The organism is Microbacterium luteolum (assembly GCF_039533965.1).
Taxonomy (GTDB): Bacteria; Actinomycetota; Actinomycetes; order Actinomycetales; family Microbacteriaceae; genus Microbacterium; species Microbacterium luteolum.
In genome coordinates, this window is the sequence record NZ_BAAAUN010000001.1 from 3,271,572 (window position 1) to 3,298,194 (window position 26,623).

Consider the following 26,623-nt stretch of genomic DNA (forward strand, 5'->3'; position numbering starts at 1 on the left):
CGACCGGTCGGTGAAGGGCCTATCGCAGGCCGTCTTCGCAGTTGCTCCCTGGTCGCGCTTCCGACCACAGCTCGTAGTCGCGCCCGTTCTCTGTGTCGATGTGCCACGGGGGGAACTCGACATACTCGTCCATCGCGAGGGCCCACGATGCGTCCGCCCGTGTCGACCCGGGGTCGTCTGCGGGCAACTCATCGTCTGTCGTCCAGTGCTCGGCCGGGTGGTCCTTCGCCCATTCGTAGATGAGCTGACCGGTGTGGGACCAGTCCCGTTCGTTCATGCTCTCGGCGATGTCGGCGGGCATCGGCAGGCGTTCCGACGTGCGGTAGTCGTACGTGCAGGAGTACGTCTGTCCGTCGTCGGCGACGTAGCTCAGCGAGATCGTCACGTTGGTGGTGAGCCACGGCCTCCGGCCGATGACGAACAGGGCCACGATGACGACGATGACGACCAGGGCGATCGCCGTGATCGCGATCAGCCATGGGCGGCCACGGCGCCGTCGCGGCGGGGGTGACCAGGATTCGATCGACATCAGATCCAGCGTAGCGAGACCGACGAGGCTCCATTCATGCCGGAGGCGCCGACGATTCCCTGGCGTGCATCGTGGGGCTCAGCGACACTCGGTGAACCGGGCGCGTGGGATCGGCGATGCGTCGGGCGAGGAGGTCGATCGCCGCCGCGCCGACGGCGGCACGCGGGGGGCTGACCGCGCTCAGAGCGGGCGTGAACAGTTGCGCAACCTCGTCGTCGTAGGCGACCACCGAGAGGTCTTCCGGCACCGAGAGCCCGCGGTTCAGCGCGATGTCGATGAACGCCATCGCCTCGGGGTCCGAGTGGATGAGCAGTCCTGTCACGCCGGCGTCGAGGGCTTTGTCGATGGCCGCGTTGACGGCGGTGGTGAAGCCCGGCCCGTTGCGATCAGGGAAGAGGCTCTTGAAGTGGGCGTCCGGTGCCAGCCCGAGCTCTTCGCAGGCGGTCGCCCACCCGGTGAGGATCTTGCGGCCGGTGGGAGACTCCCGCGACAGGATGAGGCCGATCCGGCGGTGGCCGAGGCTCGCGAGGTGGCGTGCGGCGAGCACGGCCCCGAGGGCGTGGTCGGTGGTGACGTTCTCGACCGGTGCGCGGTCGGGCAGCACCACGGCGTCGCGCTCGACGAACACGGTCGGGATTCCGGAGGCGTCGAGCCACTGCACCACGTCCTGCGCGTGGGTCACATCGGGGTTGGGCGCGACGATGAGACCGCGCACGTCGTCGGCGGCGAGGAGGCGCTCGAGCACGGGACGTTCGTCCTGCAGTTCGTACGAGGCACCGCGCAGCACCAGTCGCAGCCCTTGCTTGCGCGCCTCGGCCTCCATGCCGCGCACGACCCCCGGCCAGTAGTAGGCCAGCGACGGCACCAGCACGCCGATCGCGCCGCCGGTCTGCGACGGCGCTGGTTCGTCCGGGACGGTGGCCTGTGCGGACACTGCTCCGCCGTGCACGCGCTCGAGGCGTCCCTCCTCTTCGAGCTGCTGGAGGTCGCGTCGCAGCGTCACCGGGGCTACTCCGAGCTCGTCGGTCAGGCGCGACACCCGCACGATCCCGTCGCGTTCGAGTGCGGCGAGGATGTGTGCGTGACGCGCGGGCGCCAGCAGTGCATGGTGCTGATCGGTCATCGGTCGTCCTCGCTGTCACCCGTCGCCGGGATGGCGTCGTCTCTTTCTACCGTGATCCACGCATCATCGCGCGCGCCCACGTCCAGTTCGATGCGGGTGAGTCGGTCTCCCCACACGTCGCTCAGCATCGGGTCGTCGAGGAAGCGAACGGTGAGAGTGGGGTGGATGCCTACCGGCCAGCGGATGACCACCGGCGTCGCGCCGTCGAGCGGTGCGACCCGTACGCCGCCGTCGACCACGGACACGACGCCGGCGACGATGAGGTTGAGTCGGGTCGCCCCGGTCGACGACGGCGCGCTCGACGACGGCGCGGTGGTCCAGATGTCCGAGACGCGCACGATCCTCTCGGTCCGGTCGAGGGCGGCCGTGCGTCGCCACGACAACCCGTCGAGTTCGTAGGCGGCGCTCAGGTCGAGTGTCAGAGCAGAGACGGCATCCTTCACAGATACGGCGACATCGGATGCGGCGGATGCGCGACCCGGCGACTGATCGACTCCGGCAATCGTGGGGGTGTTGTGCCAGGAGCTCTGCATCGTCCAGATCGAGTAGCGGTCGGGGCCGAACGTGGCCTTCGTGTACGTCGGGCGCCCGGCGTCGATGATGACGGGCACCCCGTCGGACGTGACGATGTACGAGCCGACGTCATTGTGATTGTGATGCTCCGCGTTGTGCCCGCCCTTGACGACCAGGCCGAGGCCGTCGGCCGACCCTGCATGTTCGCGCGCGAGGAGCACCTGCACCGAGGGAAGCCAGACGTCGCGAGGAAGAGGCGGGCGGGCGGGTGCGGCGGCGAGCCAATCGCCGTCCGTCAGCTCCTGGATGAGGCGCCCGAGCCCGGCGACCTCCGACGGGGGTGTTCCGCGGTGCGAGGCGGCGTGGGCGGCGGCATCCGCATCGCCCACCCGCCGTGCTGCGCGGTGCAAGGCATGCCAGGGGAGATGCGCCCGCGGGCGGGCCTGCCCGTCTGCGAGGTTGGCGTACCAGTCGCCGCCGAGATGGCAGCGATGCGGGAACGCGACGGTCTCGCGCACGGCCACGGTGTCGGGGACGCGTCGCCCCGTGGCGTGCTCGAGCAGGTCGATGGCCTCGAGAGCACGGCAGGCTCCGTTCCACCAATAGGAGTAGCCCTCGTCGATCGCGCCGTCGGGCGGCAGTGAGACGAGGTAGCGGTCGAGGCCTTCGACGACCAGGTCGATCAGGTGGTCGGGGTCGTCGTGCAGCTGCACGGCCGCCGTGAGCACGGCGCCGTGGATCCACGGATTCCAGTTGTGCACGTCGCCGTCCAGGCCCAGCCAGTGCCAGTCGCGGCGTTCGGCGAACGGACGGAACACGCGCATGTGGGCTTCGTGCCGGATGCGGGAGCGGATGCCGGGTGCGCGGGAGTCCAGCTGGGCACCGAGGACGTGATCGAGCCACGCGAGCTGGCTGACCACCTCACCCGCGCCGAGGTCGAGGTAGGGGTCTGTGACGGTGGCGAGCACGCTGCCGTGCCTGTCGAGCGTGTCGTCATGGGCGGGCCAGCACCACGAGCTCTGCTCGCACAGCAGCTGCAGCCCGTCGACGACCTCGTCGATCCAGCGGTCGTCGAGCGTGACCGCCGCGGCGACGACGGCTCGGCTGAGGCGATGCTGTCGCGCGAACGCCGGGTTCTCCCACGCGACGCGGTCGCCGTCGCGGTGCACGCGCGCGGCCTGACTGGCGAGCGGCTGTGGCCAGGATGTGCCGAGATCGGCGTCTGCCCGAGCGAGCAGATCGGCCGCATCGACGTGCGACCAGGCGGCGCGATCATCGGCGGTCGGCGCGGGGAGCGTGTTCACGGACTCAGCATAGCTGATCGAAAATGATCGATCTAGCCCTAGTCAAGTCTTGTCTTGATCGAAATGCGATGATAATCTCCCAAACGATCGCGAACGAACCACGTCCGCTCGGGGTCCACCTCTGAGCAGACTTCGAAGGAGAATCCTGTGGCATACGAGCGCACCGATGCGGCGACGGCACTGAGCCGGAACGACGCCCAGGGGTCTCGGCAAACCGAGTGGTCTCGCGACGATCTGCTCGCGTATGCCGACCGGTTGCTGGCCGCAGTCCGTCCGTGGGCGTCCGAGAACGGCGCCCGCATCACCCTTCCCGGTGTGTCCGGCGGGTACGGCATCGAGGTCGACGGCCTCGAGGGGTTCGTGCGCACCTTCCTGCTCGCCGGGTTCCGCATCGTCGGCGCCCGCGGCGAAGGCGTCGACGACCTCATCGACTTCTGCTCTCGGGGAATCCGGGCCGGAGTGGATCCGGCAGGCTCCGACCGGTGGGTGCGCCTCGACGAGCACGCACAGGCCAAAGTCGAGGCGGCATCCATCGCGCTGATCCTCGACATGACCCGACCGTGGATCTGGGATCGCCTCGATGCGCTCACCCGGCAGCGCATGATCGACTACCTCGCGCCGGTCGTCGGCGATGACACCTACCCCCGGAACAACTGGCTGTGGTTCCGCGTCGTCGTCCAGACCTTCCTTCGTTCGGTCGGTGGCCCGTGGTCGCAGGCGGACATCGATCAGGACCTGGCGCTGCACGACTCCTTCGTCCGCGAGGGCGGATGGATCTCCGACGGCGACGACCGCTCCTACGACCACTACGTCGGCTGGGCGCTGCACCTGTATCCGGTGCTGTGGTCCCGGATGCAGGGCGCCGACGAGCTCGCCGGCGGCCGGACAGAGGCCGACATCGTCCGCCTTGACCTCTTCCTGCAGGATGCGATCGCCCTCGTCGGCGCCGACGGCTGCCCCCTGATCCAGGGCCGCAGCCTCGTCTACCGCTTCGCGGCGGCCGCGCCGTACTGGGCCGGCGTGATCGCCGAGGTGCCGTCGGTGTCGCCCGGACAGCTGCGCCGCGCAGCATCCGCCATCGTGCGCCACTTCGCCGAGAACGGAGCTCCCAACGACCAGGGGCTCCTCGATCTCGGGTGGCACGGCGAATGGCGGCGGCTCGCGCAGAACTACTCGGGTACCGGCTCGCCGTACTGGGCATCGAAGGGCCTGTTGGGCATCGCCCTGCCGGAGGATCACCCCGTGTGGTCCGCGCCGGTCGAGCTCCTGCCCGTCGAGACGGCCGACGTCCTCCGCATCGTGCAGGCCCCCGCCTGGATCATCTCCGCGACCGCCGACGACGGCATCGTCCGCGTGATCAACCACGGCGCCGACCACGCCCGGCCGGGCGACCTCGTCGGCGACTCTCCGCTGTACGCCCGCCTCGGGTACTCGACCGCCGCGAGCCCGCTGCTGAACGGCGACGCCTGGGCGGAGCCGCTCGAGCAGTCGGTCGCGCTGCTGCACGCCGACGGCCGGGCGTCGCATCGCGCGGGCATGCGCGTCTACAGCATCCGTCTGGAGGGGAACGCCGCGATCGCAGGGTCGCAGGCGACCGCGCATTGGATCGCGCCGGCCACGACCCAGACCCGGCACGGCTCCGGCATCGTCGGTGAGGTCGAGATCGCCGGCTCCGTGACCGTCTGGTCGATCGTGCGCGGAGCGTGGGAGGTGCGGCTCGTGCGCGTCGATGCGATCGAGGCGGATGCCGTGCCCACGGCCCTGCGCATCGGAGGCTGGGCGCTCGCCGGAGATGCCGCCGACGACACCGTGTCGGCGAACAGCGCCGCGTCCTCCGTCGGTGGGCGCCGCACCGCCATCGTCGGTCTCACGCCCGGGGGAGTGCCCTCGATCGAGAACAGGCGCGATGCGAGCCCGCTCGGCGTCTTCGCTTCGGTGCCCGTCATCACCTATCCCGTCGCGGCCGGCGAGTGGATCGCGACCGCGGTGCATCTGTCCGACCGTTCCGCGGCATCCGCTCCCTCCATCCGGATCGAGGGCGATCTCGTCGCCGTCGATTGGCCGGACTCCACGACCACCGAACACCGGCTCGCCTGAGCCGCACACCCCACCCGCCCCCGGGCACCCGCAATTGCAAAGGAGCAGTATCCCCATGAACCGCAAGATCCTCGCCGCCGGCAGCATCGCCGCAGTCGCGGCCCTCGCCCTCGCCGGCTGCTCCGGCGGCACCGACGCCGGCGAGAGCGCCGACCCCGACGCCCCCATCACGCTCACCCTGTCCGGATGGAGCATCGACACGACTCCCGAGTTCCAGACGCTCGCCGACGCCTTCACCAAGGACCACCCGAACGTCACGATCGAGCTCAAAGAGTACGACCCGACCGAGTACAACACCCTCGTCACGGCCGACCTCGCCGCCGGATCCGGTCCCGACATCATCACGCAGAAGGAGGTCAAGTACGTCACGACCTTCCAGGAGGGCGGCCAGCTGCTCGACGTCTCGGACGTGGCGCTCCCCGACGGCATCAGCGGCACGGACTCGTACGAGGTCGACGGCGTCGCGTACGCGGTCCCCTACCGCCAGGACTCCTGGGTCCTCTTCTACAACAAGGCCCTGTTCGACGCGGCAGGCGTGGATCAGCCGGACGGCTCGTGGACGTGGGACGACTACGCCGACGCGGCGGAGGCGCTCACCACCGACGCGTCGAAGGGTGCGTACCTGCACCGCTGGCAGTCGACCGTGCAGGGCTTCGCGAACGCGCAGACCGGCACGAGCGTGCTCGACGGCGACTTCGGGAACATGAAGGACTACTACGACAACACGCTCGCGTTGCAGGGCGCCGGCGATCAGGTCGACTTCAACACCTCGACCGCCAACCAGCTCACCTACCAGGGCGAGTTCGGCACCCAGAAAGCGGCGATGATGCTGATGGGCACGTGGTACACGGCGACCCTCATCGCGCAGCAGGCCTCGGGCGAGGCGAACGACTTCGAGTGGGGCATCGCTCCCGCACCGCAGCTCGACGCGAAGACCGCCGGCACGGACAACACCCCGGTGACGTTCGGTGACCCGACGGGCTTCGGCATCAACGCGAACATCGACTCCGCGAAGGTCGACGCAGCCAAGCAGTTCCTCGAGTTCGCCGCCTCCGAGGAGGCGGCGCAGGCACTCGCCGCGATCGGCATCACCCCGGCGCTCACGAACGATGCCGTCGTCGACACGTACTTCGCGGTCGAAGGAGCGCCGACGGACGACCTGTCGAAGTTCGCGTGGTCGACGCACGAGGTGCTGCCGGAGAATCCCACCTCCAGCAAGACCGCCACCATCCAGGGCATCCTCGCGGACCTCCACACCGGTGTCATGTCGGGCTCCGTGTCCGTCGACGACGCCATCAAGACGGCCGAGGACCGTGTGAAGAACGAGGTCGGCTGATCCACCCGGGGGCCGGCCGCCGGTCGGCCCCCGACACCGACCTCGCGCAGCATCCAGGAGACGAGAGACATGACGACCACCGAGGCCCCGCGCCGCGACGCGGCCCCGCCGCAGACGAAACCGCCACGCCGCCGCTCGGCGCTGCGCCGCCGCAATGCCCTGATCGGCTGGAGCTTCATCCTGCCGAACTTCCTCGGGTTCGGGTTCCTGACCCTGCTCCCGGTGCTGATCCTCTTCTACATGGCGTTCACGAACTGGAACGTCTTCGGCAAGGCCGACTGGGTGGGGCTGACGAACTTCCAGCGCCTGCTCGGCGACGGCAGCTTCCACATCGCGTTCTGGAACACCATCTACTACTCGGTCATGCACATCCCGCTGACGATCGTCGTGTCGCTCGGGCTCGCACTGCTGCTCAACAACAAGCTCCGCGGTGTCGCGTTCTTCCGCACCGCCGCCTTCTTCCCCTACATCACCTCGATCGTCGCGATCGCCGTGGTATGGAATCTGCTCTTCAGCCCGGACTACGGACCCGTCAACGAGGTGCTTCGAGCGATCGGCATCTCCGAGCCGCCCGGGTGGCTCACGTCATCGGAGTGGGCGATGCCGGCCGTCGTGGTGGTCAGCACCTGGCGCGACATGGGCTACTACATGATCCTCTTCCTCGCGGGACTGCAGACCGTGCCGCGCGAGCTGCACGAAGCGGCCCGCGTGGACGGCGCAAACCTGTGGCAGCGCTTCGTGAACGTGACGATTCCCCTGCTGCGGCCCACCATGTTCTTCGTCACGGTGATGCTCACCATCAACTCGTTCAAGATCTTCGACCTGATCCTCGTGATGACCGACGGAGGGCCAGGCCAGTCGACCCTGGTGCTGTCGCAGTTCATCTACAAGAAGGGCTTCGAGGAGTCGCAGTTCGGCTACGCATCGGCGGCGGCCGTTGCCCTGTTCTTCCTCTGCATCCTCGTGACCATCGGCCAATTCGTCTGGAACAAGAAGCGGAGCGCATGATGACCGAGACCCAGGTTCTCGTCGCCGGTGGGACGCTGCAGAGGCTCAACGACCCGGCCCCCGTCGGCCGTTCACGCGGCAGTCGCACGATCGGCCGCACGTTCGGCTACATCGCCCTGGCCATCGCGGCGATCGGCCTGCTCGCACCGTTCTTCTGGATGGTCATGAGCTCGCTGAAGAACGCCAACGAGGTGTTCTCGGTGCCCGTCGTCTGGGTGCCGGACACCTTCGTGTGGCAGAACTACATCGACATCTGGACGAAGTCGAACATGCTCGTCTGGATCCGCAACACCCTGTTCCTGGCCGTCAGCGTGACGTTCCTGCAGGTGCTCACCGGATCGTTCGCCGCCTACGGCTTCGCCCGCATGAAGTTCGCCGGCCGCGACATCCTGTTCCTCGTCTACATCGGCACCATCGCGGTCCCGTGGCAGTCGTACATGATCCCCCAGTTCATCCTGCTGTCGAATCTGAAGGTGTCGAACACTCTGTGGTCGATCATCCTGCTCCAGGCGTTCGGCGCCTTCGGCGTGTTCCTCATGAAGCAGTACTACGAGACCATCCCCGAGGAGCTCAGCGAAGCCGCGCGACTCGACGGCCTCAGCGAGTACGGCATCTGGCGGCGCATCATGCTGCCCCTGTCCGTTCCCGCGATCGCCAGTCTCACGCTGCTCACGTTCGTGAACACCTGGAACGACTACCTGGGTCCCCTCATCTATCTGCGCAACCCCGACCTGTGGACGATCCAGCTGGGGCTCAAGAGCTTCGTCTCGAACCTCTTCGACACGAACTACGCGTTGCTCTTCGCCGGGCTCACGATCTCGGTCGTGCCCATCGCGATCATCTTCCTGTTCGGCCAGAAGTACTTCGTCGAGGGCATCGCCACCAGCGGATTGAAGGGCTGACCGATGAAGCGCATCTCACACGACGCGTGGGCCACGATCCTCGGCGTCGTCTACCTCGGCCTGATGGTGAACTTCCTCGTGCTCATCACGGCGTCGCCTCTCGTGGTGCTGCTGATCACGACCGATCCTGCGCTGTCCTGGCCGTTGCTCGCGCTCGCGGCTCCGCTGGCCGCACCGGCGCTGACCGGCGCGTTCACGGCGTTCCGGGAGTTCGGACGCGGTGAGCCGCAGGTGGTGCGGTCGTTCCTGCGCGGCTGGAGAGCCACGGCGCTCAAGGCGCTGGCGATCGGCGCCGCGGCCACGGCATCCGTCGTGGTGCTGCTCGTCGACGTGCGCGCGGTCGCCACGTCGCCCGCCTCGGTGATGATCGTTCCGGTGCTCGCCCTGCTGACGGTGATCGCGGTGGCCACCGCACTCGTGGCGCTCGTCGCCCTCGCCGAAGCGCCGGCAGCGCGGATGCGCGACATCCTCAAGGCCGCGCTCTACCTGTGCGTGCGGCGCTGGTACCTCACCGTCCTGTCGTTCGCCGTGCTCGGCGTGCAGCTCGGACTGTTCACCACGATGCCCGCGATCGCGATCGGGCTGACCTGCGCCCCCGCCCTGTACGTGGCGTGGGCGAACAGCCGGTACACCCTCCGGCCCGTGCTCGATGTCGAAGAGGTGCGTGCGTGACCGTCCGCACCGCGATGAGTCCCGAGGTGTTCGACCTGCTCTTCGACGACGCCCGCCTGGAGCGCCTGCGCTCGCTGGCGTCGTCATCACGGCTCGCGATCGATGACGGCGACATCTCCGACACCGAGATCCTGCTCACGTCGTGGGGCGCTCCGCGCCTCGATGCCGCACTCCTCGACCGCATGCCGCGGCTGCGTGCAGTGGTGCACGCGGCGGGCAGCGTGCAGCAGCTGGTGTCGGACGATCTCTGGCTCCGTGACATCGTCGTGACCTCGGCCGCCGATGCCAATGCCGTGCCGGTCGCGGAGTACACGTTCGCGACGATCATCCTCTCCTTCAAGCGCGCCTTCGTGCACATGCGCTCGCCGTCGACCGTGGTCGAGTGGCGCGACCTGGTCGGCTCGGCGCGGTACGGCAGCGTCGGCCGCACGGTCGGTGTCGTCGGCTTCTCGCGGATCGGACGCAGAGTGGTGCGGATGCTGGGACAGCTCGACGACATCCGTGTGCTCGTCGCCGACCCCTTCGTCTCACCGGAGGCCGTCACCGCGGCCGGTGCAGAACTGATGCCTCTCGACGAGATGCTCGGTCAGGTCGACGTGCTGTCGCTGCACGCGCCGGCGCTGCCGGAGACCCGGAACATGATCGGTGCGGCCGAGCTGGCGGCGCTGCGCGATGGTGCCACCATCATCAACACCGCGCGGGGGTGGATCCTCGATCACGAGGCGCTGCTCGCCGAGTGCGCGTCGGGGCGGCTGGATGCGGTGCTCGACGTCACCGAGCCCGATCCGCTGCCGACCGACGCCGCGCTGCGCAAGCTGCCGAACGTCGCCCTCACCCCGCACATCGCGGGGTCCATGGGCACGGAAGCCAGGAGGCTCGCCGATTCCGCTCTCGATGATGTCGAGGCGCTGCTGCATGGGGGTGTCCCGTCGCAGGTGATCACGCGCCTCGACATGGAACTGAGCGCATGAGCGCGATCGTCGATCCGCGGGAGTTCTCGCCCTGGGGCTTCTGGAGCGAGGCGGACGCGGCACAGCGTGAGGCGCAGCTCGACCGCCAGCGCGCACTCACCGAAGGGAGACCGGAACGCCGCCTCGGCGCGCAGTGCTTCGTCTCGGAGCTCGCGTCGGTGGACCATGATGCGCTCCGGCTGGGCGATCGCACGTACATCGCTGCGGGGGCGTACCTGACCGGGGAACTCCTGACCGGCGCCGACTGCAGCATCAACCCGTACGCCGTCATCAGAGGCCGGGTGACCCTCGGCGATGCCGTGCGGATCGGCGCACACACGTCGATCCTCGGCTTCAACCATTCGATGGAACCGGGCACGCCCGTGTTCCGGCAGCCGCTGACGACGAAGGGCATCGTGATCGGCGACGACGTCTGGATCGGCTCGCACGCCGTGATTCTCGACGGTGTCGCCATCGGCTCGCACGCGGTCATCGCGGCTGCCGCCGTCGTGACCAAAGACGTGCCACCCGGCGCGATCGTCGGAGGGAACCCCGCACGTCTCCTGCGTTGGCGCGTCGAACCGGATGATTCCGCGTCGGCGTCGGAGTCGGCGTCGGTGTCGGTGTCGGTGTCGTCGGCCTCAGGCCGGGGCGGTCGCGTGCAGGGCGGATCCGGCCTCGGCGAGCGGGCGGCTCGTTTCGGAGCGCGGGTGCGCGCAGATGCATCCGCTCTGCTTGCACGCTCGTGGAGCGACGAGGCAGAGATCTTCGTCGACCGCCCAGGTGTCGCTCCGACCATCCGGGCGCAGGCGGATGCGATCGAGATCGCCGATCTGCTGACGGGCTCGGCCCCACCCCAGATGCCGCCCGAGGAGCAGATCCGCCGTCTGCACGCCTGGCAGGATGCCTCCACCGGGGCCGTGGCCCCACTCGGGGTCGACGGAATCCAGAGATCCGGTCTGGACTTCGCGGACGGCGACGTGGCGTATCACGTGCTGAGCGCGGGATACGCCCTGGACCTGCTCGGCTCGGAGTTCCCCGCGGCGCTCACCTGGGTGACGGAGGCCACTCCCGAGAGCGTCGTGGAGCATTGCCGCCGCCTGCCCTGGGCGACGGATGCCTGGAACGCCGGCCACCACATCGACGGCTTCGGGACCGCCCTGCTGTGGACGAAGAAGGCCGGGCTCCCTGTTCCCGAAGGTGTGGAGGAGGCGTTGTTCGGCTGGCTTCTCCTGCACGCCGACCCGCGCACGGGCGTGTGGGGCGCGGCCACGCGGGATCGCGGGCTCCTGCCGGTCGTGAACGGCTTCTACCGGGCGTCGCGCGGAACGTTCGCGCAGTTCGGCGTACCTCTCCCGCACCCGGAACGAGTGGTCGACACCGTTCTGGAGCATGCTCGCGACCCACGCTGGTTCTCGCCCGGGATGCGCAACGCCTGCAACGTGCTGGATGTGGCACACCCGCTGTGGCTGACCCGCGGCACCGGCCACCGCGCTGAGGAGGTGCGGGGCCTCGCAGAAGGGCTGCTGGCCGATGCTGTGACGATGTGGGTTCCGGGCGCGGGGTGCGGCTTCCGGGAACCGTCGGCGACGACTCGTGGTCTCGCAGAGGTCGAGCCGGGGCTCCAGGGCACCGAGATGTGGCTGGCGATCATCTGGTACCTCGCTGACCTCCTCGGCATCGCCGACGAGCTCGGCTACCGCCCCAGAGGCGTGCATCGGCCGGAGGCGGCCACGGAGCGCCTCTGATCGCGTTCTGCGAAGTCTGCGTCGTCGCCTCGGTCTTGCGTCCGCAGCGAGACCGTGGCATCATCGGAAAGCGCTTACCGAACGACATGAATCAACACCAGAACGGATCATCACCATGACGCAGACCCCCACCCGCGAGATCGGGATCATCATGAACGGCGTCTCCGGACGCATGGGCTACCGGCAGCACCTGGTGCGCTCGATCCTCGCGATCCGCGAGCAGGGCGGCATCGAGCTGCCCGACGGCTCCCGCATCACGGTGAAGCCGATCCTGGTCGGCCGCAGCGAGGCCAAGCTCGCCGAGCTCGCAGCGCTGCACGGCATCGAGGACTACACGACCGACCTCGACGCCGCCCTCGCCGACCCGCAGTGGGAGATCTACGCCGACTTCCTCGTGACCAAGGCCCGTGCGTCCGCGATCCGCAAGGCGATCGCCGCCGGCAAGGCGATCTACACCGAGAAGCCCACCGCCGAATCGCTCGAGGAGGCCCTCGAGCTCGCCCGTCTCGCCGAGAGCGCCGGCGTCAAGACCGGGGTCGTGCACGACAAGCTCTACCTCCCGGGCCTGCAGAAGCTCAAGCGCCTGATCGACTCCGGCTTCTTCGGCCGCATCCTGTCGGTGCGCGGCGAGTTCGGCTACTGGGTCTTCGAGGGCGACTGGCAGCCCGCCCAGCGCCCGAGCTGGAACTACCGCACGGAAGACGGCGGCGGCATCATCACCGACATGTTCCCGCACTGGAACTACGTGCTGGAGAACCTGTTCGGCGAGGTGAAGAGCGTATACGCCCAGGCCGCCGTGCATATCGCCGACCGCTGGGACGAGAAGGGCGAGCACTACACCGCCACCGCCGAGGATGCGGCGTACGGCATCTTCGAGCTCGAGGGCGGCATCATCGCCGAGATCAACTCCTCGTGGACCGTGCGCGTCAACCGCGACGAGCTCGTCGAGTTCCAGGTCGACGGCACGCACGGCTCGGCGGTCGTCGGGCTCTTCGGCGCCAAGATCCAGCCCCGCAACGCGACGCCCAAGCCGGTGTGGAACCCCGACCTCGAGGACACCCGCGACTACGACGCCGACTGGCAGCAGGTGCCGACCAACGACGTGTTCCTCAACGGCTTCCGCCAGCAGTGGGAGGAGTACCTGGTCTCCTACGTGGAGGGCACCGACTACCCGTTCGACCTGCTCGCCGGTGCCCGCGGTGTGCAGTTCGCCGAGGCGGGCCTGACGTCGAGCGCCGAGGGCCGCAAGATCGCGCTGTCCGCGCTGAGCCTGGACTGATCCGATGAGCACGCTCCGACTCCTCGCCGCCGACGGGACGGTGACGGATGCCGCGCTGAACGCGGGCGGATCCTTCACCCGTCCGGCATCCGCTCTGCAGAGCCGCGTGGCCTATGCGGCCGCGCACGTCGTGCCGAAGACGCACGCCGACAACACCCCGGGTCAGCCCGCCGACATCGACTGGGACTCGACGCTCGCCTTCCGGCGGAACGTGTACTCCTGGGGCCTCGGCGTCGCCGACGCCATGGACACCGCCCAGCGGAACATGGGACTGGATGCTGCGGCCACCCGCGAGCTCATCGCTCGCAGCGCCGAGGTCGCGCGCGAGGAGGGCGGCTCGGTCGTGGTCGGCGTCAACACCGACCACCTGACCGAGTCGCACGTCTCGATCGACCAGGTGATCGACGCCTACAAGGAGCAGTTGCACTTCACCGAGGAGCAGGGTGCCGGCCCCGTGCTGATGGCCTCGCGGCATCTCGCGCGGGTCGCGACGGGCGCCGACGACTACCGCCGCGTCTACCGGGAGGTGCTCGAGTCGGCCACCGTGCCGGTCGTGCTGCACTGGCTCGGCACGGCCTTCGACCCGGAGCTCGCCGGCTACTTCGGCGCACCGGACTGGCAGACGGCATCCGAGGTCCTGCTCGAGGTGATCGGCGAGAACCCGGGCAAGGTCGCCGGCGTCAAGATGAGCCTGCTGAACGCGGAGTCCGAGATCTCGGTCCGCGAGCAGCTGCCGGAGGGCGTGCGCATGTTCACGGGCGACGACTTCAACTACGTGAGCCTGATCGGGGGAGACACCACCCGGTCGTTGAGCGACACTTTGACTCGCTGGCGCTCGCTCAGTGCGGGTCTTCGCGAGACGAAACGCGGACACTCCGACGCGCTGCTCGGGGCGTTCGCCGCCATCACGCCGGTGGCATCCGCGGCGATCCAGGCGCTCGACGCGGGGGATCCCGACCGGTACCTCGAGATCCTCGGCCCGACCGAGGAGCTCAGCCGCCAGGTCTTCGCCGCACCGACGTTCTATTACAAGACGGGCGTCGCTTTCCTGTCCTGGCTCAACGGCCACCAGTCCGCGTTCCAGATGGTCGGCGGCCTGCACTCGGCGCGGAGCCTTCCGCACCTCAGCCGCATCGTCGAGCTCGCGAACGCATCGCTCGCGCTCGAAGTGCCCGAGCTCGCCCGGGAGCGCTGGCACGGCATGCTGCGCCTGAACGGAGTGGACGTATGACCAGCCCGGACCCCCGCCTCTCGATCAACCAGGCCACCATCAAGCACGCCGACCTCGCCACCGCCCTGCGGGTCACCGCGGATGCCGGGGTCCAGGCCATCGGACTCTGGCGAGAGCCGGTGAACGAGGTCGGCCTCGACGCCGCCGCCCGTATGCTGACGGACTCCGGCCTGCGCTTCACCACCCACTGCCGCGGCGGGTTCTTCACCCTCCCGGCCGGTCCTGCGCGCGACGCCGCGCTCGACGACAACCGCCGGGCGATCGAGGAGACCGCGACGCTGGCCGCCGCCGGAGCCGACGGGTCGACCGCCGTGCTCGTGCTCGTTGCGGGCGGCCTGCCGGAGGGTTCGCGCGACCTGATCGGCGCGCGGGAACGGGTGCGCGACGCGATCGGCGCGCTCGCTCCCGATGCCGAGGCCGCGGGGGTGACGCTGGCGATCGAGCCGCTGCATCCGATGTACGCGTCCGACCGGGCGGTCGTCTCGACGCTCGGTCAGGCGCTCGACATCGCCGCCGACTTCGATGCGAAGGTCGTCGGGGCGGCCGTCGACACCTTCCACATCTGGTGGGATCCGCAGGTGCTCGACCAGATCGCCCGGGCCGGACGTGAAGGACGCATCGCGACGTACCAGGTGTGCGACTGGAAGACCCCGCTCGCCGCGGACGTGCTCCTCTCGCGCCACTACACGGGGGAGGGTGTGATCGACTTCGGATCGCTGACGCGCGCCGTGATCGACACCGGCTACGACCGCGACATCGAGGTCGAGCTCTTCAACGCCGACATCTGGGCGGATGCGCCTTCGAACGTCGTGCGCCGAACGGCGGAGACCTTCGCCGCGGCGGTCTCGCCGCACCTGCGCTGAGAGGATGAACGCATGACCGCGATCCGTCCAGGACTCTGCTCGGTGACGTTCCGCGCCCTGGCGCCCGAGCGGATCATCGAGTTGGCCGCGGACGCCGGGCTCGAGGCGATCGAGTGGGGCGGCGACGTGCACGTGCCTCCGGGCGACACCGTGCGGGCCGCGCAGGTGGCGAAGGCGACGACGGATGCCGGATTGGCGGTCGCCTCGTACGGGTCGTACTTCCGAAGCGGCGTCGACGAGCAGCTCACGCCGGTTCTCGACAGCGCCGAGGCGCTCGGCGCCGATCGCATCCGGATCTGGGCGGGTTCCGTCGGCTCCGACGAAGCCACCGGGGCCGACTGGGCAGCGGTGGTCGAGCGGCTGCAGGCCGCGGCATCCGAGGCCGGCGCGAGAGGCATCGGCCTCGCTCTCGAGTTCCACTCCGGCACGCTCGCGGACACGGCGCCCACGACCCTGCGGTTGCTGGAGGACGTCGCCGACCCGGGCCTGAGCACGTACTGGCAGCCGACCGTCGCCGCATCGGTCGACACCGTGATCGGCGAGTACCGGGCGCTCGCCGCCCGGACGAGTGCCGCCCACGTGTTCTCGTGGTGGCCGGCGAAGGAACGGCTGCCCCTGCGTGCGCGCGATTCACTCTGGACCCGGTTCTTCGCCGAAGCGAAGGCTGTCGCGGACCCGCCCCGCGACGCGCTGCTGGAGTTCGTCCCGGGCGATGATCCGGAGCTGCTCGCCGGCGAGGCCGCCGCGCTGCGGGCCTATCTCGGACAGCCCGGGTGACCCTGCTCATCCCAGTAGGCTCTCGATCATGAGCGCGTCTTCGCCGCCCCCGGGTCCTGCGTCCTCCTCGCGTGCGGGGCGGTCCGCACGCGGAGCAGCAGCGACGTTGCACGACGTCGCCCGAGCGGCCGGTGTGTCCCTCGCCACGGCATCCCGCGTGCTGAACGGCTCGGAGCGCAAGGTCGCCGAGTCCTTCCGTGAGCGCGTGGAGGCGGCAGCGGCAGACCTCGGCTACACCGCCAATGTCTCCGCTCAAGCGACCGCGCGCGGCACCTCGCCGGTGATCGCGCTGCTCGTCGCCGACATCGCCGACCCCTACTTCGGTCTGATCGCGTCAGGCGTCGCGCGCGGCGCAGACGAGCACGGCCTGGTCGTCACGATCGCGATCACCGAGCGCGACGCCGAGAGGGAGGCCAGGATCGTCCGGGCGCTCCGCGGTCAAAGACCTCAGGGACTCATCCTCGCGGCATCGCGGACCGAGGAGCCGATGGAGGCGGAGACCGCACGCGAGCTCGGCGAATACACCAGGCTCGGCGGACGCACGGTCACGTTCGGCCCGGACGGCCTCGGCGATCGCCGGGTGGAGATCGACAACCGCGCCGGAGCCGAGGCTCTCGGGCGCCGCATGGCAGAGCGCGGATACCGCACGGCCATCGCGATCGGCGCGGCGGAGGGCGTGCGCACCTCGGACGAGCGTCTCGCCGGCTTCCGCGCGGGTTTCGAGGCCGCAGGCGGAACGATCGAGCGCGTGCTGCGCGGCGACTTCCGACGGGAGTCCGGGGCCGCCGCGATGACCGAGACCCTCGGCGAGGGCGTGGCGACGGGAACTCTCGTCTTCGCGATCAGCGACGTGGTCGCGATCGGCGCGATGTCGGCGATCCGTGACGCCGGCAGACAGGTCGGCGCCGACATCGCCGTCTGCGGCTTCGACGATGTACCGTCCAGCAGCGACGTCACCCCCGCCCTCACGACCGTGCGGGTGCCGCTGAGCGAGGTGGGGTACCAGGCCTTCCGCGCGACGGTCGACCCGGACTGGCAGCAGCCCCCGCTGCCGCTCGAGGTCATCGTGCGCGCGAGCACCCCGGAGGTGGCGGCATGACGCGGATCGTGCTGGCTCCGGACAGCTTCAAGGGCACGATCACCGCGGTCGACGCCGCCGTCGCCCTGCAGACGGGATGGACCGACGTCGACCCCGGTGCGGAGTTCGTGCACCGCCCGATGGCCGACGGCGGCGAGGGGACGGTCGCGGCTTTCGCGGCGGCGGTTCCCGGCTCGCGGCGCATGCCCGTGACCGTCGAAGGGCCCACCGGCGCGGACATCGACACGTCGTGGCTGCTGCTGCCGCCGACCGGCGACGCGGCAGGCGGAACCGCCGTGATCGATCTCGCCTCGACATCGGGCATCGAGCTCCTCGACCAGCTCCGCCCCTGGGACGCCGACACGACCGGCTTCGGCCAGGCGATCGGCGCAGCCCTCGACCACGGCGTCTCGCGGGTGGTCGTCGGCATCGGCTCCAGCGGGTCGACAGACGGCGGAGCCGGGATGCTGTCCGCTCTCGGAGCCCGATTCCTCGACGCCGCGGGCGCCCCCGTCGCGCGCGGGGCCCGCGGTCTCGCGGACATCGCCTCCGTCGACCTGTCCGGTCTGCGCACCGCGCCGGATGTGCGCGTGCTCACCGACGTCACGAATCCCCTGGTCGGGCCGCGCGGCGCCTCCGCCGTCTTCGGGCCGCAGAAGGGACTGAACTCCGTCGCCGACATCACGCTCGCCGACCGCGGGCTCGGCAATCTCGCCGCACTGCTCGGCCTCGACCCGGATCAGCCGGGAACAGGTGCCGCGGGCGGCACGGGAGGGGCGCTCGTCGTCTGGGGAGGCGTGCTCGCCCCCGGAGCCGCCGAGGTGGCGGAACTCATCGGGCTCGCCGACGCGATCGCCGACGCCGACGTGGTCATCACGGGCGAGGGGTCGTACGACGGTCAGTCCGGCGACGGAAAGGTCCCGTCGTTCATCGCGTCCCTCGCCGTCGACGCCGGCGTCCGGGCGATGCTCGCCGCGGGACGCATCACCGCCGACGCCGACACGAGCCTGTTCACGGCATCCGCTTCGCTCACCGACCTGGCGGGATCCTCGGATGCCGCCCTCGCCGAGCCCGCACGCTGGCTGCGGGCGGCCGGCGCGGAGCTCGCCCGCAGGAGCTAGCCGCCGAGCGCCGCCGACACCACGGCGCGGGCCTCGGCCTGCACCTCGGCGAGGTGCTCCGGGCCGCGCAGGCTCTCGGCGTACAGCTTGTAGACGTCTTCCGTGCCCGACGGGCGCGCGGCGAACCAGGCGTGCTCGGTCTGCACCTTCAGACCGCCGATCGCGGCCCCGTTGCCGGGCGCGTGCGACAGCTTCGCCGTGATGTCCTCGCCGGCGAGCGACGTCGCCGCGACGGCATCCGGGGAGAGCTTGCCGAGCGTCGCCTTCTGCTCGGGGGTCGCGGGGGCGTCGACGCGCTGGTAGGCCGAGGAGCCGAAGGCCTGCTCGAGCTCGGCGTAGCGCTCCGAGGGGGTCTTGCCCGTCACGGCGATGATCTCGGCGGCGAGCAGGCAGAGCAGGATGCCGTCCTTGTCGGTCGACCAGACGGAGCCGTCCCTGCGGAGGAACGATGCTCCCGCGGACTCCTCGCCGCCGAAGGCGACGGAGCCGTCGAGCAGGCCCGGCACGAACCACTTGAACCCGACGGGCACCTCCAGCAGGCGCCGGCCCAGCGACTCGGCGACGCGATCGATGATCATCGAGGACACGAGGGTCTTGCCGATCGCCGCATCCCGCGGCCACTCGCTCCGGTGGGAGTACAGGTAGTCGATCGCGACAGCGAGGTAGTGGTTCGGGTTCATCAGACCGGCATCCGGGGTGACGATGCCGTGCCGGTCGGCGTCGGCGTCGTTGCCGGTGAGCACGTCGTAGTCGCCCTTCTTGGCGACCAGCGAGGCCATGGCCGACGGCGAGGACGGATCCATCCGGATCTTCTCGTCCCAGTCGAGCGTCATGAAGCGCCAGGTCGGGTCGACCTCCGGGTTCACGACCGTGAGGTCGAGGTCGTGGACCTCGGCGATCAGTGCCCAGTACTCGACGGATGCTCCGCCGAGAGGATCCGCGCCGATGCGCACGCCCGCGCGGCGGATGGCGTCGACGTCGATGATCGACGGGAGGTCGCGCACGTACGCGTCGCGGAAGTCGTAGCCGGTGATCGCGTCCCAGTCGACGTCGGCGAAGCGCTCGCGCTTCACTCCGTCGAGTCCGCTCGCGATCAGCTCGTTGGCGCGATCGGCGATCCAGCCCGTCGCGTCGGTGTCGGCGGGTCCGCCGTGCGGTGGGTTGTACTTGAAGCCGCCGTCGCGCGGCGGGTTGTGCGAAGGGGTCACCACGATGCCGTCGGCGCGGCCCGCGTTGCCCTCGCCGGAGACGAGGGTGCGGTTGTACGTGAGGATCGCGTGGCTGAGCGCCGGCGTCGGAACCCAGGCGTCGCGGGAATCGACGCGCACGTCGACGCCGTTGGCGAGGAGCACCTCGATGGCGCTGCGCTCCGCGGGCAGCGACAGGGCGTGGGTGTCGCGGCCGAGGAAGAGCGGGCCGGTGATGCCCTGCGACGCGCGGTAGTCGACGATCGCCTGCGTGGTGGCGAGGATGTGCGTCTCGTTGAAGCTGTTCGACAGCGAGGAGCCGCGGTGGCCGCTCGTGCCGAAGACGACGCGCTCCGCGGCGACCTCCGGATTCGGCACACGGTCGTAGTAGGCGGCGATCAGCTCGTCGACGTCGATCAGGTCAGTGTCCTCCGCGGGGAGGCCGGCACGGCTCGTCATCCCCACAGTCTGCCCCCTGATCGGCCGGAGTGCATCCCCGACGACATGCCTGGTCGCGATCCGACCGTCACGTTACTGTGGCTGCGTGATCTACGAGGAGCGGGCGGTTCCCGCGGGACTGGAGCGAGCTGTCTCTCGCCTCTGGTTCCTCGAAGCGCCGCGGGAGCGCCGCTTCGAGAAGATCCTGCCGCTCCCGTTCGTCCACTTCATCGTCAACCTCTCCGATCCGTACGCGCTGTACGACCGCGACGGTCACGCGACGGTGGTCTCCGCCGCCTTCCTCTCCGGCATCCAGACGGAGTATCTCGTGATCGAATCCCCGCAGCTCATCCGGCATGTGGGGGTGGAACTGCGACCCGAGGGGCTGAGCGTCCTGACGCGCGTGCCGGGTGCGGAGGTCGCGCGGCGCGTGCAGGATGCGACGGCGGTGGTGCCGGGCAGCGAGCGTCTGGTCGCGGAGCTCCACGGCGATCCCTCGGCGGATGCCGCGCTGACCGCCCTCAGCGACTTCCTCGTGGAGCGGGCGGTCGGCTGGCGGCCCGACGACGTCGTGCAGCACGCTCTCGAATCGCTGCACGAGGAGCCGGAGCGCCTCATCGGCGATCTCGCGCGTGCCGCCGGCGTCTCGCACCGCACGCTGATCTCCCGATTCCGTGGCGTCACCGGTCTGACACCCAAGGAGTATGCGCAGGTCGACAGGTTCCATCGATTCCTCGGCGCGGCGATCGCGAGCGCCGCGGTCGACGGCACGGCCTCCGGGTCCGTAGGCGCTCCCGACTGGACGGCGCTCGCCGGGGCATCCGGGTACTACGACCAGCCCCATGTCATCCGCGCCTTCCGCCGGTTCTGCGGGTGGACGCCGACCGAGTATCACCGGCGCATCGCCGAGTTCGGACCGGACGCCGCCTACTTCGTGCCGCTCGACGAGATCCCGGTGTCTCCTCAGGCGCGATCGTAGGCGTCGTGCAGCCAGCCGACGAGCTCGGCATCCACCTCGTCGACCGACGTCACGTCGACCCGGTGCGTGCACATGCCGGTCGCTCCCCGCAGGCGTGCGGTCGGAGCGACCCCACGGAGGTTGATGCCGACACTGATGCGCGTGGCGCTGGGCGCCTCGATCAGCGCGAACTGCTTGCCGCGGCGCAGCGAGACCCCGGTCTTCTTCGGCGACACCTCGACGTCGTCGCCGAATGCGGATGCCGCGGCGACGAGGCGCTCGTACACCGGCCGCAGTCCGGCTTTCCGGCCCTCGTACTGCGCATCGACGAGACCGTCGGCCGTCACGGTCTCTCCCTGCGACCGATGCAGCTTCACGATGAGGTTGGCGAAGCCGTGCGTCACCCCGTGCTCCGTCTTCAAGAAAGCGACGGCCGCCGCGTGACGGTCGAGTGCCGCGGCGTCGAGTTCCGCGAACCACGCGGGCAGCTCTCGCCCGGTCCGCGCGGGGAGGTTGTCGATCATCGTCTGCGTCGCAGCATCCACGTCCATGCCGGAAGACTATCCGTCGGGATCGACGCGCGATTGTACGGAATTGAACGCCGGTCGACGGGGATAAGGTGAGACGCGTGACTGAACGCCGCACCTACAGCTACCTCGGCCCTGCCGGAACCTTCACGGAGGCGGCGCTCGACCAGGTCGCCGAGGCGCGAGGGCAGGACTGGCGCCCCGTGCACAACGTGGGCGAGGCTCTCGACGACGTGCTCGAGGGGCGCAGCGATGCGGCGATGATCGCGATCGAGAACTCGATCGAGGGCGGCGTCTCCACCACGCAGGACGCGCTGGCGACGCTGCCGGGTCTGCGCATCATCGGCGAGTACCTCGTCCGGGTGAACTTCGTGCTGGTCGCTCCGCGCGGCACCACGCTCGACCAGGTCGAGGTCATCGCGGCGCATCCGGTCGCGTACGCCCAGTGCCACGGCTGGCTCGGCGCGAACGTGCCCTCGCACTCGCATGTGCCGGCCGCGAGCAATGTCGCCTCCGCCATCGGCGTGCTCGACGGCACGCTTCCGGCGCAGGCCGCCATCGCGGCGCCCGGCATCGTCAAGCACTACGACGTCGACGTCCTCGCCGAGGGCATCGGCGACAACGCGCAGGCCGTCACCCGGTTCGTGCTCGTCACGCGCACGACGACGCCGCCCGCCCCGACCGGCGCCGACAAGACCTCGCTCATCGTCGAGCTGCCGCACGATCACCCCGGATCGCTGCTGGAGATGCTCGAGCAGTTCTCGACGCGCGGGATCAACCTGTCGCTGATCGAGTCCCGGCCGATCGGCGACGAGCTCGGCCGGTACCGGTTCGTCATCGACGCCGACGGGCACATCGAGCACGAGCGGATGGCGGACGCCCTGCTCGGCATCCGCCGCTTCAGCCCGCGCGTGGTCTTCCTCGGTTCGTATCCGCGCGCCGATCGCCAGATCGTGCAGTATCCCGATCGCTATGCCGACGACATCTTCGTCGAGGCGCGGGACTGGCTGCGCGGCATCCTCTCCGGCGAACCCGAGGCGTAGAGCCGGGCCGCGGGCCGACCGGTCAGTGCTCCTGGAAGCGCGGCCAGTCGCTGCCCGGCGCCATGTGCGAGTGCAGCGCGCCCTTGGCGGATGCGAGGCTCGGGTAGGTGCCTGTCGTGGCATCCGATCCCGTCATCGTGACGACGTAGCCGTCCTCGTCGTGGCGGATGCTGCCGACCACTCCATTCGATCCGTAGGCGACCCAGAGGGCGAGGGTCTTCGTGGTGCTCATCGTCGGAACTCCTTCCACTGCCGTGACACGGCCGGTGACCGTGCTCGTGACGCTACGCCTCGTGCACCCGGAAAGCCAGGCCTTGACAGGGCGCTCGGGATCACTCCGCCGAGACGCTCACCAGGGCGCGCTTGAACTCCGGCATGGCCGAGTGCGGATCGACGCGGTCGTCGGTCAGAAGGTTCGCGCTGCCGGCATCCGGGTAGTGGAACGGCAGGAACACCGTGTCCGGGCGGATGTCGCGCGTCAGCTCGGCGCGCGCGATCACGGTGCCACGGTCGTTCGCGATGCGGATGCCGTCGCCCTCGCCGATGCCGTGCCGACGGGCCGTGGCCGGATGCAGCTGGGCGATCAGCGCCGGACGTTTCGCGGTGAGCTCGCTGACGCGGCGGGTCTGCGTGCCGCTCTGATACTGCTCCAGCAGGCGCCCGGTGACGAGGTTGAGCCGGTCCCCGTCCGCCGCCTCGTGCTCCTGCGCCCGCACGGCGACGAGCTTCGCGCGGCCGTCGGGGTGCGCAAAGCGATCGGCGAACAGGCGCGGTGTGCCGAGACTGCCGACGGGGAAGGGCCAGTGCGCCTCGACACCGAGGTCGAGCAGGGCGTGGCTGAGACCGGAGTAGTCCGCGGGGCCGCCGGCGGAAGCACGGGCGAGTTCGTCGAAGACCTCGGCGGGGTCGAGGCTCCACACGCCGGGGGCGTCGAGGCGCCGGGCGAGCTCCGCCATGATCCAGAGTTCGCTGCGTGTGCCGGGAGGTGGGGTGAGGGCCTTCCGGCGTCGGAGCACGCGCCCCTCCAGGTTCGTCATCGTGCCCTCCTCCTCGGCCCACTGCAGCACCGGGAGGACGATGTCGGCCATCCGCGCGGTCTCGGAGAGGAAGAAGTCCGACACCACCAGCAGGTCGAGACGGCCGAGCGCCTCCCGCACCGTCGCGACGTTCGGCGAGGAGACCACGACGTTCGAGCCGTGCACGAGCAGCGCGCGCACACCGCCGGGGAGTCCGGCGCCCTGCAGCAGCTCGACGGCCGGGATGCCGGGGCCCGGGATGTCGTCGGGATCGACGCCCCAGACGTCGGCGACGTGCGCGCGTGCGGCCGGATCCGTGATCTTGCGGTAGCCCGGCAGCTGGTCGGCCTTCTGCCCGTGCTCGCGTCCGCCCTGTCCGTTGCCCTGCCCCGTCAGCGTGCCGTAGCCGGATCCTGGCGTGCCGGGCAGACCGAGCAGCAGGGCGAGGTTGATCGCGGCGGTCGCGGTGTCGGTGCCGTCGACGTGCTGCTCCACGCCCCGTCCGGTGAGGATGTAGGCGGAGCCTGAGCGCGCGAGCATCCGCGCGATCTCCCGGATGCGCGACGCCGGCACTCCGGTGACCGTCGCCGCCCGCTCCGGCCACCACGACGACACGGACTGCCGCAGCGCCTCGAATCCGGACGTGCGCTGCGACACGTAGCCGGCATCGTGGAGATGCTCGGCGATGACCACGTGGATGAGCGACAGCAGCAGGGCCAGGTCGGTGCCGGGCACGGGCTGGAGATGGATGCCGCCGCCGTCGGCGCAGAGGCGGGCGGTGGAGCTGCGTCGGGGATCGACGACGATGAGGCCGCCGCGCGCCCTGGCGCCCTGCAGGTGCGAGACGAACGGCGGCATCGTGTCGCCCACGTTCGAGCCGAGCATCAGGATCGTCTCGGCGGTGTCGAGATCCGTCAGCGGGAACGGGAGTCCGCGGTCGATGCCGAACGAGCGGTTCGCGGCCGCGGCGGCCGACGACATGCAGAAGCGTCCGTTGTAGTCGATCCGGGAGGTGCCGAGCGCGATGCGCGCGAACTTGCCCAGCTGATAGGCCTTCTCGTTCGTCAGCCCGCCGCCGCCGAAAACGCCGATCGCGTCGCGCCCGTGCTTTGCCGCGATGCCCTGCAGGCGGGCGGCGAGCAGGTCGAGAGCCGCGTCCCAGTCGGCGGGATGCAGCTCGCCGTCGGCGCCGCGCACCAGCGGCGTCGTCAGCCGGCCGGCGTCGCCGAGGAGCTCGGCCGACGTCCAGCCCTTCTTGCAGAGGCCGCCGCGGTTGGTGGGGAAGTCTCGTCCGGCGACGCTGACCGGGAGCGGGCCGTCGGGCGCCGCAGTGAGCGTCATCGCGCACTGCAGTGCGCAGTAGGGGCAGTGCGTGTCGGTCATGCCGTCGCCGCCGCGTGCGCGTGGACGAGCTCGGCGATGCGGGCACGGCATCCGCCGCATCCGGTGCCGGCACGCGTGCATCCGCCGACCTCCGCGACGGTGCCGCAGCCGTCGTCGATCGCGTCCTCGACCTGTCCGACCGTCACATCGTTGCAGATGCACAGGGTCGCGTCGCGACCGCTCACCGGCTCGACCTCGTCGGCGTCGTCGAGGCGGAGCAGCAGGGAGCGATCGGCCGGCAGCTCGCCGCCGCGCAGATACAGCACGCTCAGCTCGGCGGCGGTGCGCGGCATCCCCACGGCGACGAATCCGGTCAGCACGCCGCCGCGGGTCGCCATCTTCACGTAGGTGCCGTGCTCCGGGTCGGCCCAGACCGCGATGCCCGGGGCGTCCTCTCCTGCCGGGACCGGCGCGAACGGGTCGGCCGAGACGTCGCCGGCGGAGACGAGATCGACGAGTTCGCCCTTCAGCACGACGACGCCCGGCTGATCCTCGGGGAACGGGGCGTGGTCCTCGGCGTCGAGCTCGGCGGTGACCTCGGCGGTGATGCGGGCGGCGAGCCAGGAAGCCTGACGCCAGCCGGGGCCGACGAGGCCGTTGGGTCCGCCGGGCACGCGCTTCTCGTGCAGGTGGAGTTCCGGATCGGCGATGTGGGCGCAGTCGCCGATCGCGTGGATCCGCTCGTCGGTCCACGACCGCAGTGCGCTGTCGACCAGCACGCCGTTGCCGACGCGGAGTCCGGCGTTCTCCGCGAGCTCGGTCCGCGCGCGCACGCCGCACGACAGCACGAGCAGGTCGCCCTCGATGTGCTTGGCGTCGGAACTGACCAGCGCGCGGAATCGTCGCTCGCCGGTCTCGTCCTCGCGCACGATCACGCCCTCGGCGCGGGTGTGCGGCACCAGCGTGACGCCTGCCGATGCGAGAGCGGATGACAGGACCGAGGCCGAGCCGCGATCGAGCTGCCGCGGCATCGGGATCGGGCCGAAGTGCGCGACGGCCGGCGTGACTCCCGCATCGGCGAGGAGCATGGCCAGCTCGATGCCGAGCACGCCGGCGCCGAGCACGACCACGCGCCCGCCCCGCTCGACGACCTCGCGCACCTGGGCGGCATCCGACAGGTCGCGCAGCACGCACACCCCGGCGGTGAGGCGTGCGTCGAGGCCGGTGCCGTCCGGCCCCACGGTGTGCAGCCCGTCCAGTGCCGGGATGATCGGCCGGGCACCGGTGGCGAGCACGAGCCGGTCGTACGCGATGGTCGACCCGTCGCCCAGCACCACCCGCTGCGCCTCCCGATCGATGCGCTCCGCGCGGGCGCCGAGACGCAGGTCCACTCCCGGCAGGCCGGCGGCCGTCGTGAGCGTGAGCTCGGATGCCGCGACCTCGCCGGCCGCGTACTCGCCGATCAGCACGCGGTTGTACGGATCGGCGGTCTCGGCGCCGATCACCGTCACCGTCACGCGGTCCGCGGAGATGAGCGGCAGGAGCTCCTCCGCGAACCGGATGCCGACGGGCCCGGCACCGACGACGACGATCCGCACGG

General features: G+C 70.3%; 22 protein-coding genes and 1 pseudogene. 15 read left to right on the plus strand and 8 right to left on the minus strand.

Annotation, left to right across the window (positions count from 1 at the left end; genetic code table 11):
- Nucleotides 1–19: 19 nt before the first annotated feature.
- Genes ABD648_RS15825 through ABD648_RS15835 form a run of 3 tightly spaced genes read right to left on the minus strand, consistent with a single transcriptional unit; the run spans nt 20 to nt 3,469 of the window.
- On the minus strand, nt 20–529 hold the full coding sequence (locus ABD648_RS15825; RefSeq protein WP_282215918.1) for a hypothetical protein: 510 nt from the start codon (nt 527–529) through the stop codon (nt 20–22).
- 34 nt (nt 530–563) lie between these two features.
- Nucleotides 564–1,652, minus strand: coding sequence for a substrate-binding domain-containing protein (locus ABD648_RS15830; RefSeq protein WP_282215919.1), 1,089 nt, complete (start codon nt 1,650–1,652; stop codon nt 564–566).
- Nucleotides 1,649–3,469: a heparinase II/III domain-containing protein gene (locus ABD648_RS15835; protein ID WP_282215920.1), complete on the minus strand. Its 1,821-nt coding sequence runs from the start codon at nt 3,467–3,469 to the stop codon at nt 1,649–1,651. Before ABD648_RS15835 ends, ABD648_RS15830 begins: the two co-directional genes overlap by 4 nt.
- Nucleotides 3,470–3,616: 147 nt before the next feature.
- Between ABD648_RS15835 and ABD648_RS15840 the strand changes: the two genes are divergently transcribed.
- The 13 genes and pseudogenes from ABD648_RS15840 to ABD648_RS15900 all read left to right on the plus strand — a co-directional run bounded on the left by ABD648_RS15840 (nt 3,617) and on the right by ABD648_RS15900 (nt 18,531).
- Entirely contained in the window at nt 3,617–5,566 is a 1,950-nt protein-coding gene (locus ABD648_RS15840) for a DUF2264 domain-containing protein (RefSeq protein ID WP_282215921.1), read from the plus strand.
- 55 nt (nt 5,567–5,621) lie between these two features.
- Nucleotides 5,622–6,902 (plus strand): extracellular solute-binding protein, encoded by a 1,281-nt coding sequence (locus ABD648_RS15845; protein WP_282215922.1) that lies wholly within the window; start codon nt 5,622–5,624, stop codon nt 6,900–6,902.
- A gap of 69 nt (nt 6,903–6,971) precedes the next feature.
- The gene (locus ABD648_RS15850) at nt 6,972–7,910 is read left to right on the plus strand and encodes a carbohydrate ABC transporter permease (RefSeq protein WP_282215923.1); all 939 of its coding nucleotides are present in this window, start codon (nt 6,972–6,974) and stop codon (nt 7,908–7,910) included.
- Nucleotides 7,907–8,812: a carbohydrate ABC transporter permease gene (locus ABD648_RS15855; protein ID WP_282215924.1), complete on the plus strand. Its 906-nt coding sequence runs from the start codon at nt 7,907–7,909 to the stop codon at nt 8,810–8,812. Before ABD648_RS15850 ends, ABD648_RS15855 begins: the two co-directional genes overlap by 4 nt.
- 3 nt (nt 8,813–8,815) lie before the next feature.
- A complete protein-coding gene (locus tag ABD648_RS15860; protein ID WP_282215925.1) occupies nt 8,816–9,484 on the plus strand; it encodes a ferredoxin-NADPH reductase in 669 nt (222 codons plus the stop codon).
- A complete protein-coding gene (locus ABD648_RS15865) occupies nt 9,481–10,455 on the plus strand; it encodes a hydroxyacid dehydrogenase (RefSeq protein ID WP_282215926.1) in 975 nt (324 codons plus the stop codon). The genes ABD648_RS15860 and ABD648_RS15865 overlap by 4 nt, the downstream gene beginning before the upstream one ends.
- 395 nt (nt 10,456–10,850) lie before the next feature.
- Nucleotides 10,851–11,021, plus strand: a pseudogene (locus ABD648_RS20235) (DapH/DapD/GlmU-related protein); the annotation flags it as partial.
- A gap of 1,276 nt (nt 11,022–12,297) precedes the next feature.
- On the plus strand, nt 12,298–13,461 hold the full coding sequence (locus ABD648_RS15875) for a Gfo/Idh/MocA family protein (RefSeq protein ID WP_282215928.1): 1,164 nt from the start codon (nt 12,298–12,300) through the stop codon (nt 13,459–13,461).
- Between the two features lie 4 nt (nt 13,462–13,465).
- Complete coding sequence (locus ABD648_RS15880; protein ID WP_282215929.1) at nt 13,466–14,692, plus strand: dihydrodipicolinate synthase family protein; 1,227 nt, start codon at nt 13,466–13,468, stop codon at nt 14,690–14,692.
- Entirely contained in the window at nt 14,689–15,555 is an 867-nt protein-coding gene (locus ABD648_RS15885; RefSeq protein WP_282215930.1) for a sugar phosphate isomerase/epimerase family protein, read from the plus strand. The genes ABD648_RS15880 and ABD648_RS15885 overlap by 4 nt, the downstream gene beginning before the upstream one ends.
- 12 nt (nt 15,556–15,567) lie before the next feature.
- On the plus strand, nt 15,568–16,332 hold the full coding sequence (locus ABD648_RS15890) for a sugar phosphate isomerase/epimerase family protein (protein WP_282215931.1): 765 nt from the start codon (nt 15,568–15,570) through the stop codon (nt 16,330–16,332).
- Nucleotides 16,333–16,360: 28 nt separating this feature from the next.
- Entirely contained in the window at nt 16,361–17,431 is a 1,071-nt protein-coding gene (locus ABD648_RS15895) for a LacI family DNA-binding transcriptional regulator (RefSeq protein ID WP_282215932.1), read from the plus strand.
- The gene (locus ABD648_RS15900) at nt 17,428–18,531 is read left to right on the plus strand and encodes a glycerate kinase (protein ID WP_282215933.1); all 1,104 of its coding nucleotides are present in this window, start codon (nt 17,428–17,430) and stop codon (nt 18,529–18,531) included. The genes ABD648_RS15895 and ABD648_RS15900 overlap by 4 nt, the downstream gene beginning before the upstream one ends.
- On the opposite strand, the gene pgm is transcribed toward ABD648_RS15900, so the two are convergent.
- A complete protein-coding gene (pgm, locus tag ABD648_RS15905; protein WP_282215934.1) occupies nt 18,528–20,177 on the minus strand; it encodes a phosphoglucomutase (alpha-D-glucose-1,6-bisphosphate-dependent) in 1,650 nt (549 codons plus the stop codon). The two genes, ABD648_RS15900 and pgm, sit on opposite strands and share 4 nt — an antisense overlap.
- 85 nt (nt 20,178–20,262) lie before the next feature.
- Here pgm and ABD648_RS15910 point away from each other — a divergent pair, with 85 nt between their 5' ends.
- The gene (locus ABD648_RS15910) at nt 20,263–21,135 is read left to right on the plus strand and encodes an AraC family transcriptional regulator (RefSeq protein WP_282215935.1); all 873 of its coding nucleotides are present in this window, start codon (nt 20,263–20,265) and stop codon (nt 21,133–21,135) included.
- Here ABD648_RS15910 and ABD648_RS15915 read toward each other — a convergent pair.
- On the minus strand, nt 21,120–21,665 hold the full coding sequence (locus ABD648_RS15915) for a DUF4287 domain-containing protein (RefSeq protein WP_282215936.1): 546 nt from the start codon (nt 21,663–21,665) through the stop codon (nt 21,120–21,122). The genes ABD648_RS15910 and ABD648_RS15915 overlap by 16 nt on opposite strands.
- A gap of 68 nt (nt 21,666–21,733) precedes the next feature.
- On the opposite strand from ABD648_RS15915, the gene pheA reads away from it, so the two are divergent.
- Nucleotides 21,734–22,684, plus strand: a complete 951-nt coding sequence (gene pheA / locus ABD648_RS15920) for a prephenate dehydratase (RefSeq protein WP_282215937.1) — start codon at nt 21,734–21,736, stop codon at nt 22,682–22,684.
- A 22-nt stretch (nt 22,685–22,706) separates the two neighbouring features.
- On the opposite strand, the gene ABD648_RS15925 is transcribed toward pheA, so the two are convergent.
- The 3 genes from ABD648_RS15925 to ABD648_RS15935 form a co-directional block, all read right to left on the minus strand.
- Nucleotides 22,707–22,916, minus strand: coding sequence for a methyltransferase (locus ABD648_RS15925; RefSeq protein ID WP_282215938.1), 210 nt, complete (start codon nt 22,914–22,916; stop codon nt 22,707–22,709).
- A gap of 100 nt (nt 22,917–23,016) precedes the next feature.
- Nucleotides 23,017–25,083, minus strand: a complete 2,067-nt coding sequence (locus tag ABD648_RS15930; protein ID WP_282215939.1) for a molybdopterin oxidoreductase family protein — start codon at nt 25,081–25,083, stop codon at nt 23,017–23,019.
- A complete protein-coding gene (locus tag ABD648_RS15935) occupies nt 25,080–26,621 on the minus strand; it encodes an FAD-dependent oxidoreductase (RefSeq protein ID WP_344709489.1) in 1,542 nt (513 codons plus the stop codon). The genes ABD648_RS15930 and ABD648_RS15935 overlap by 4 nt, the downstream gene beginning before the upstream one ends.
- Nucleotides 26,622–26,623: the final 2 nt, after the last annotated feature.

Bases quoted from the DNA above. Each gene is read 5' to 3' on its own strand.
- ABD648_RS15825 (WP_282215918.1), bottom strand. From the start codon at position 529: ATGTCGATCGAATCCTGGTCACCCCCGCCGCGACGGCGCCGTGGCCGC.
- ABD648_RS15830 (WP_282215919.1), bottom strand. From the start codon at position 1,652: ATGACCGATCAGCACCATGCACTGCTGGCGCCCGCGCGTCACGCACAC.
- ABD648_RS15845 (WP_282215922.1), top strand. From the start codon at position 5,622: ATGAACCGCAAGATCCTCGCCGCCGGCAGCATCGCCGCAGTCGCGGCC.
- ABD648_RS15850 (WP_282215923.1), top strand. From the start codon at position 6,972: ATGACGACCACCGAGGCCCCGCGCCGCGACGCGGCCCCGCCGCAGACG.
- ABD648_RS15855 (WP_282215924.1), top strand. From the start codon at position 7,907: ATGATGACCGAGACCCAGGTTCTCGTCGCCGGTGGGACGCTGCAGAGG.
- ABD648_RS15860 (WP_282215925.1), top strand. From the start codon at position 8,816: ATGAAGCGCATCTCACACGACGCGTGGGCCACGATCCTCGGCGTCGTC.
- ABD648_RS15875 (WP_282215928.1), top strand. From the start codon at position 12,298: ATGACGCAGACCCCCACCCGCGAGATCGGGATCATCATGAACGGCGTC.
- ABD648_RS15880 (WP_282215929.1), top strand. From the start codon at position 13,466: ATGAGCACGCTCCGACTCCTCGCCGCCGACGGGACGGTGACGGATGCC.
- ABD648_RS15885 (WP_282215930.1), top strand. From the start codon at position 14,689: ATGACCAGCCCGGACCCCCGCCTCTCGATCAACCAGGCCACCATCAAG.
- ABD648_RS15890 (WP_282215931.1), top strand. From the start codon at position 15,568: ATGACCGCGATCCGTCCAGGACTCTGCTCGGTGACGTTCCGCGCCCTG.
- ABD648_RS15895 (WP_282215932.1), top strand. From the start codon at position 16,361: ATGAGCGCGTCTTCGCCGCCCCCGGGTCCTGCGTCCTCCTCGCGTGCG.
- ABD648_RS15900 (WP_282215933.1), top strand. From the start codon at position 17,428: ATGACGCGGATCGTGCTGGCTCCGGACAGCTTCAAGGGCACGATCACC.
- pgm (WP_282215934.1), bottom strand. From the start codon at position 20,177: ATGACGAGCCGTGCCGGCCTCCCCGCGGAGGACACTGACCTGATCGAC.
- ABD648_RS15915 (WP_282215936.1), bottom strand. From the start codon at position 21,665: ATGGACGTGGATGCTGCGACGCAGACGATGATCGACAACCTCCCCGCG.
- ABD648_RS15925 (WP_282215938.1), bottom strand. From the start codon at position 22,916: ATGAGCACCACGAAGACCCTCGCCCTCTGGGTCGCCTACGGATCGAAT.
- ABD648_RS15930 (WP_282215939.1), bottom strand. From the start codon at position 25,083: ATGACCGACACGCACTGCCCCTACTGCGCACTGCAGTGCGCGATGACG.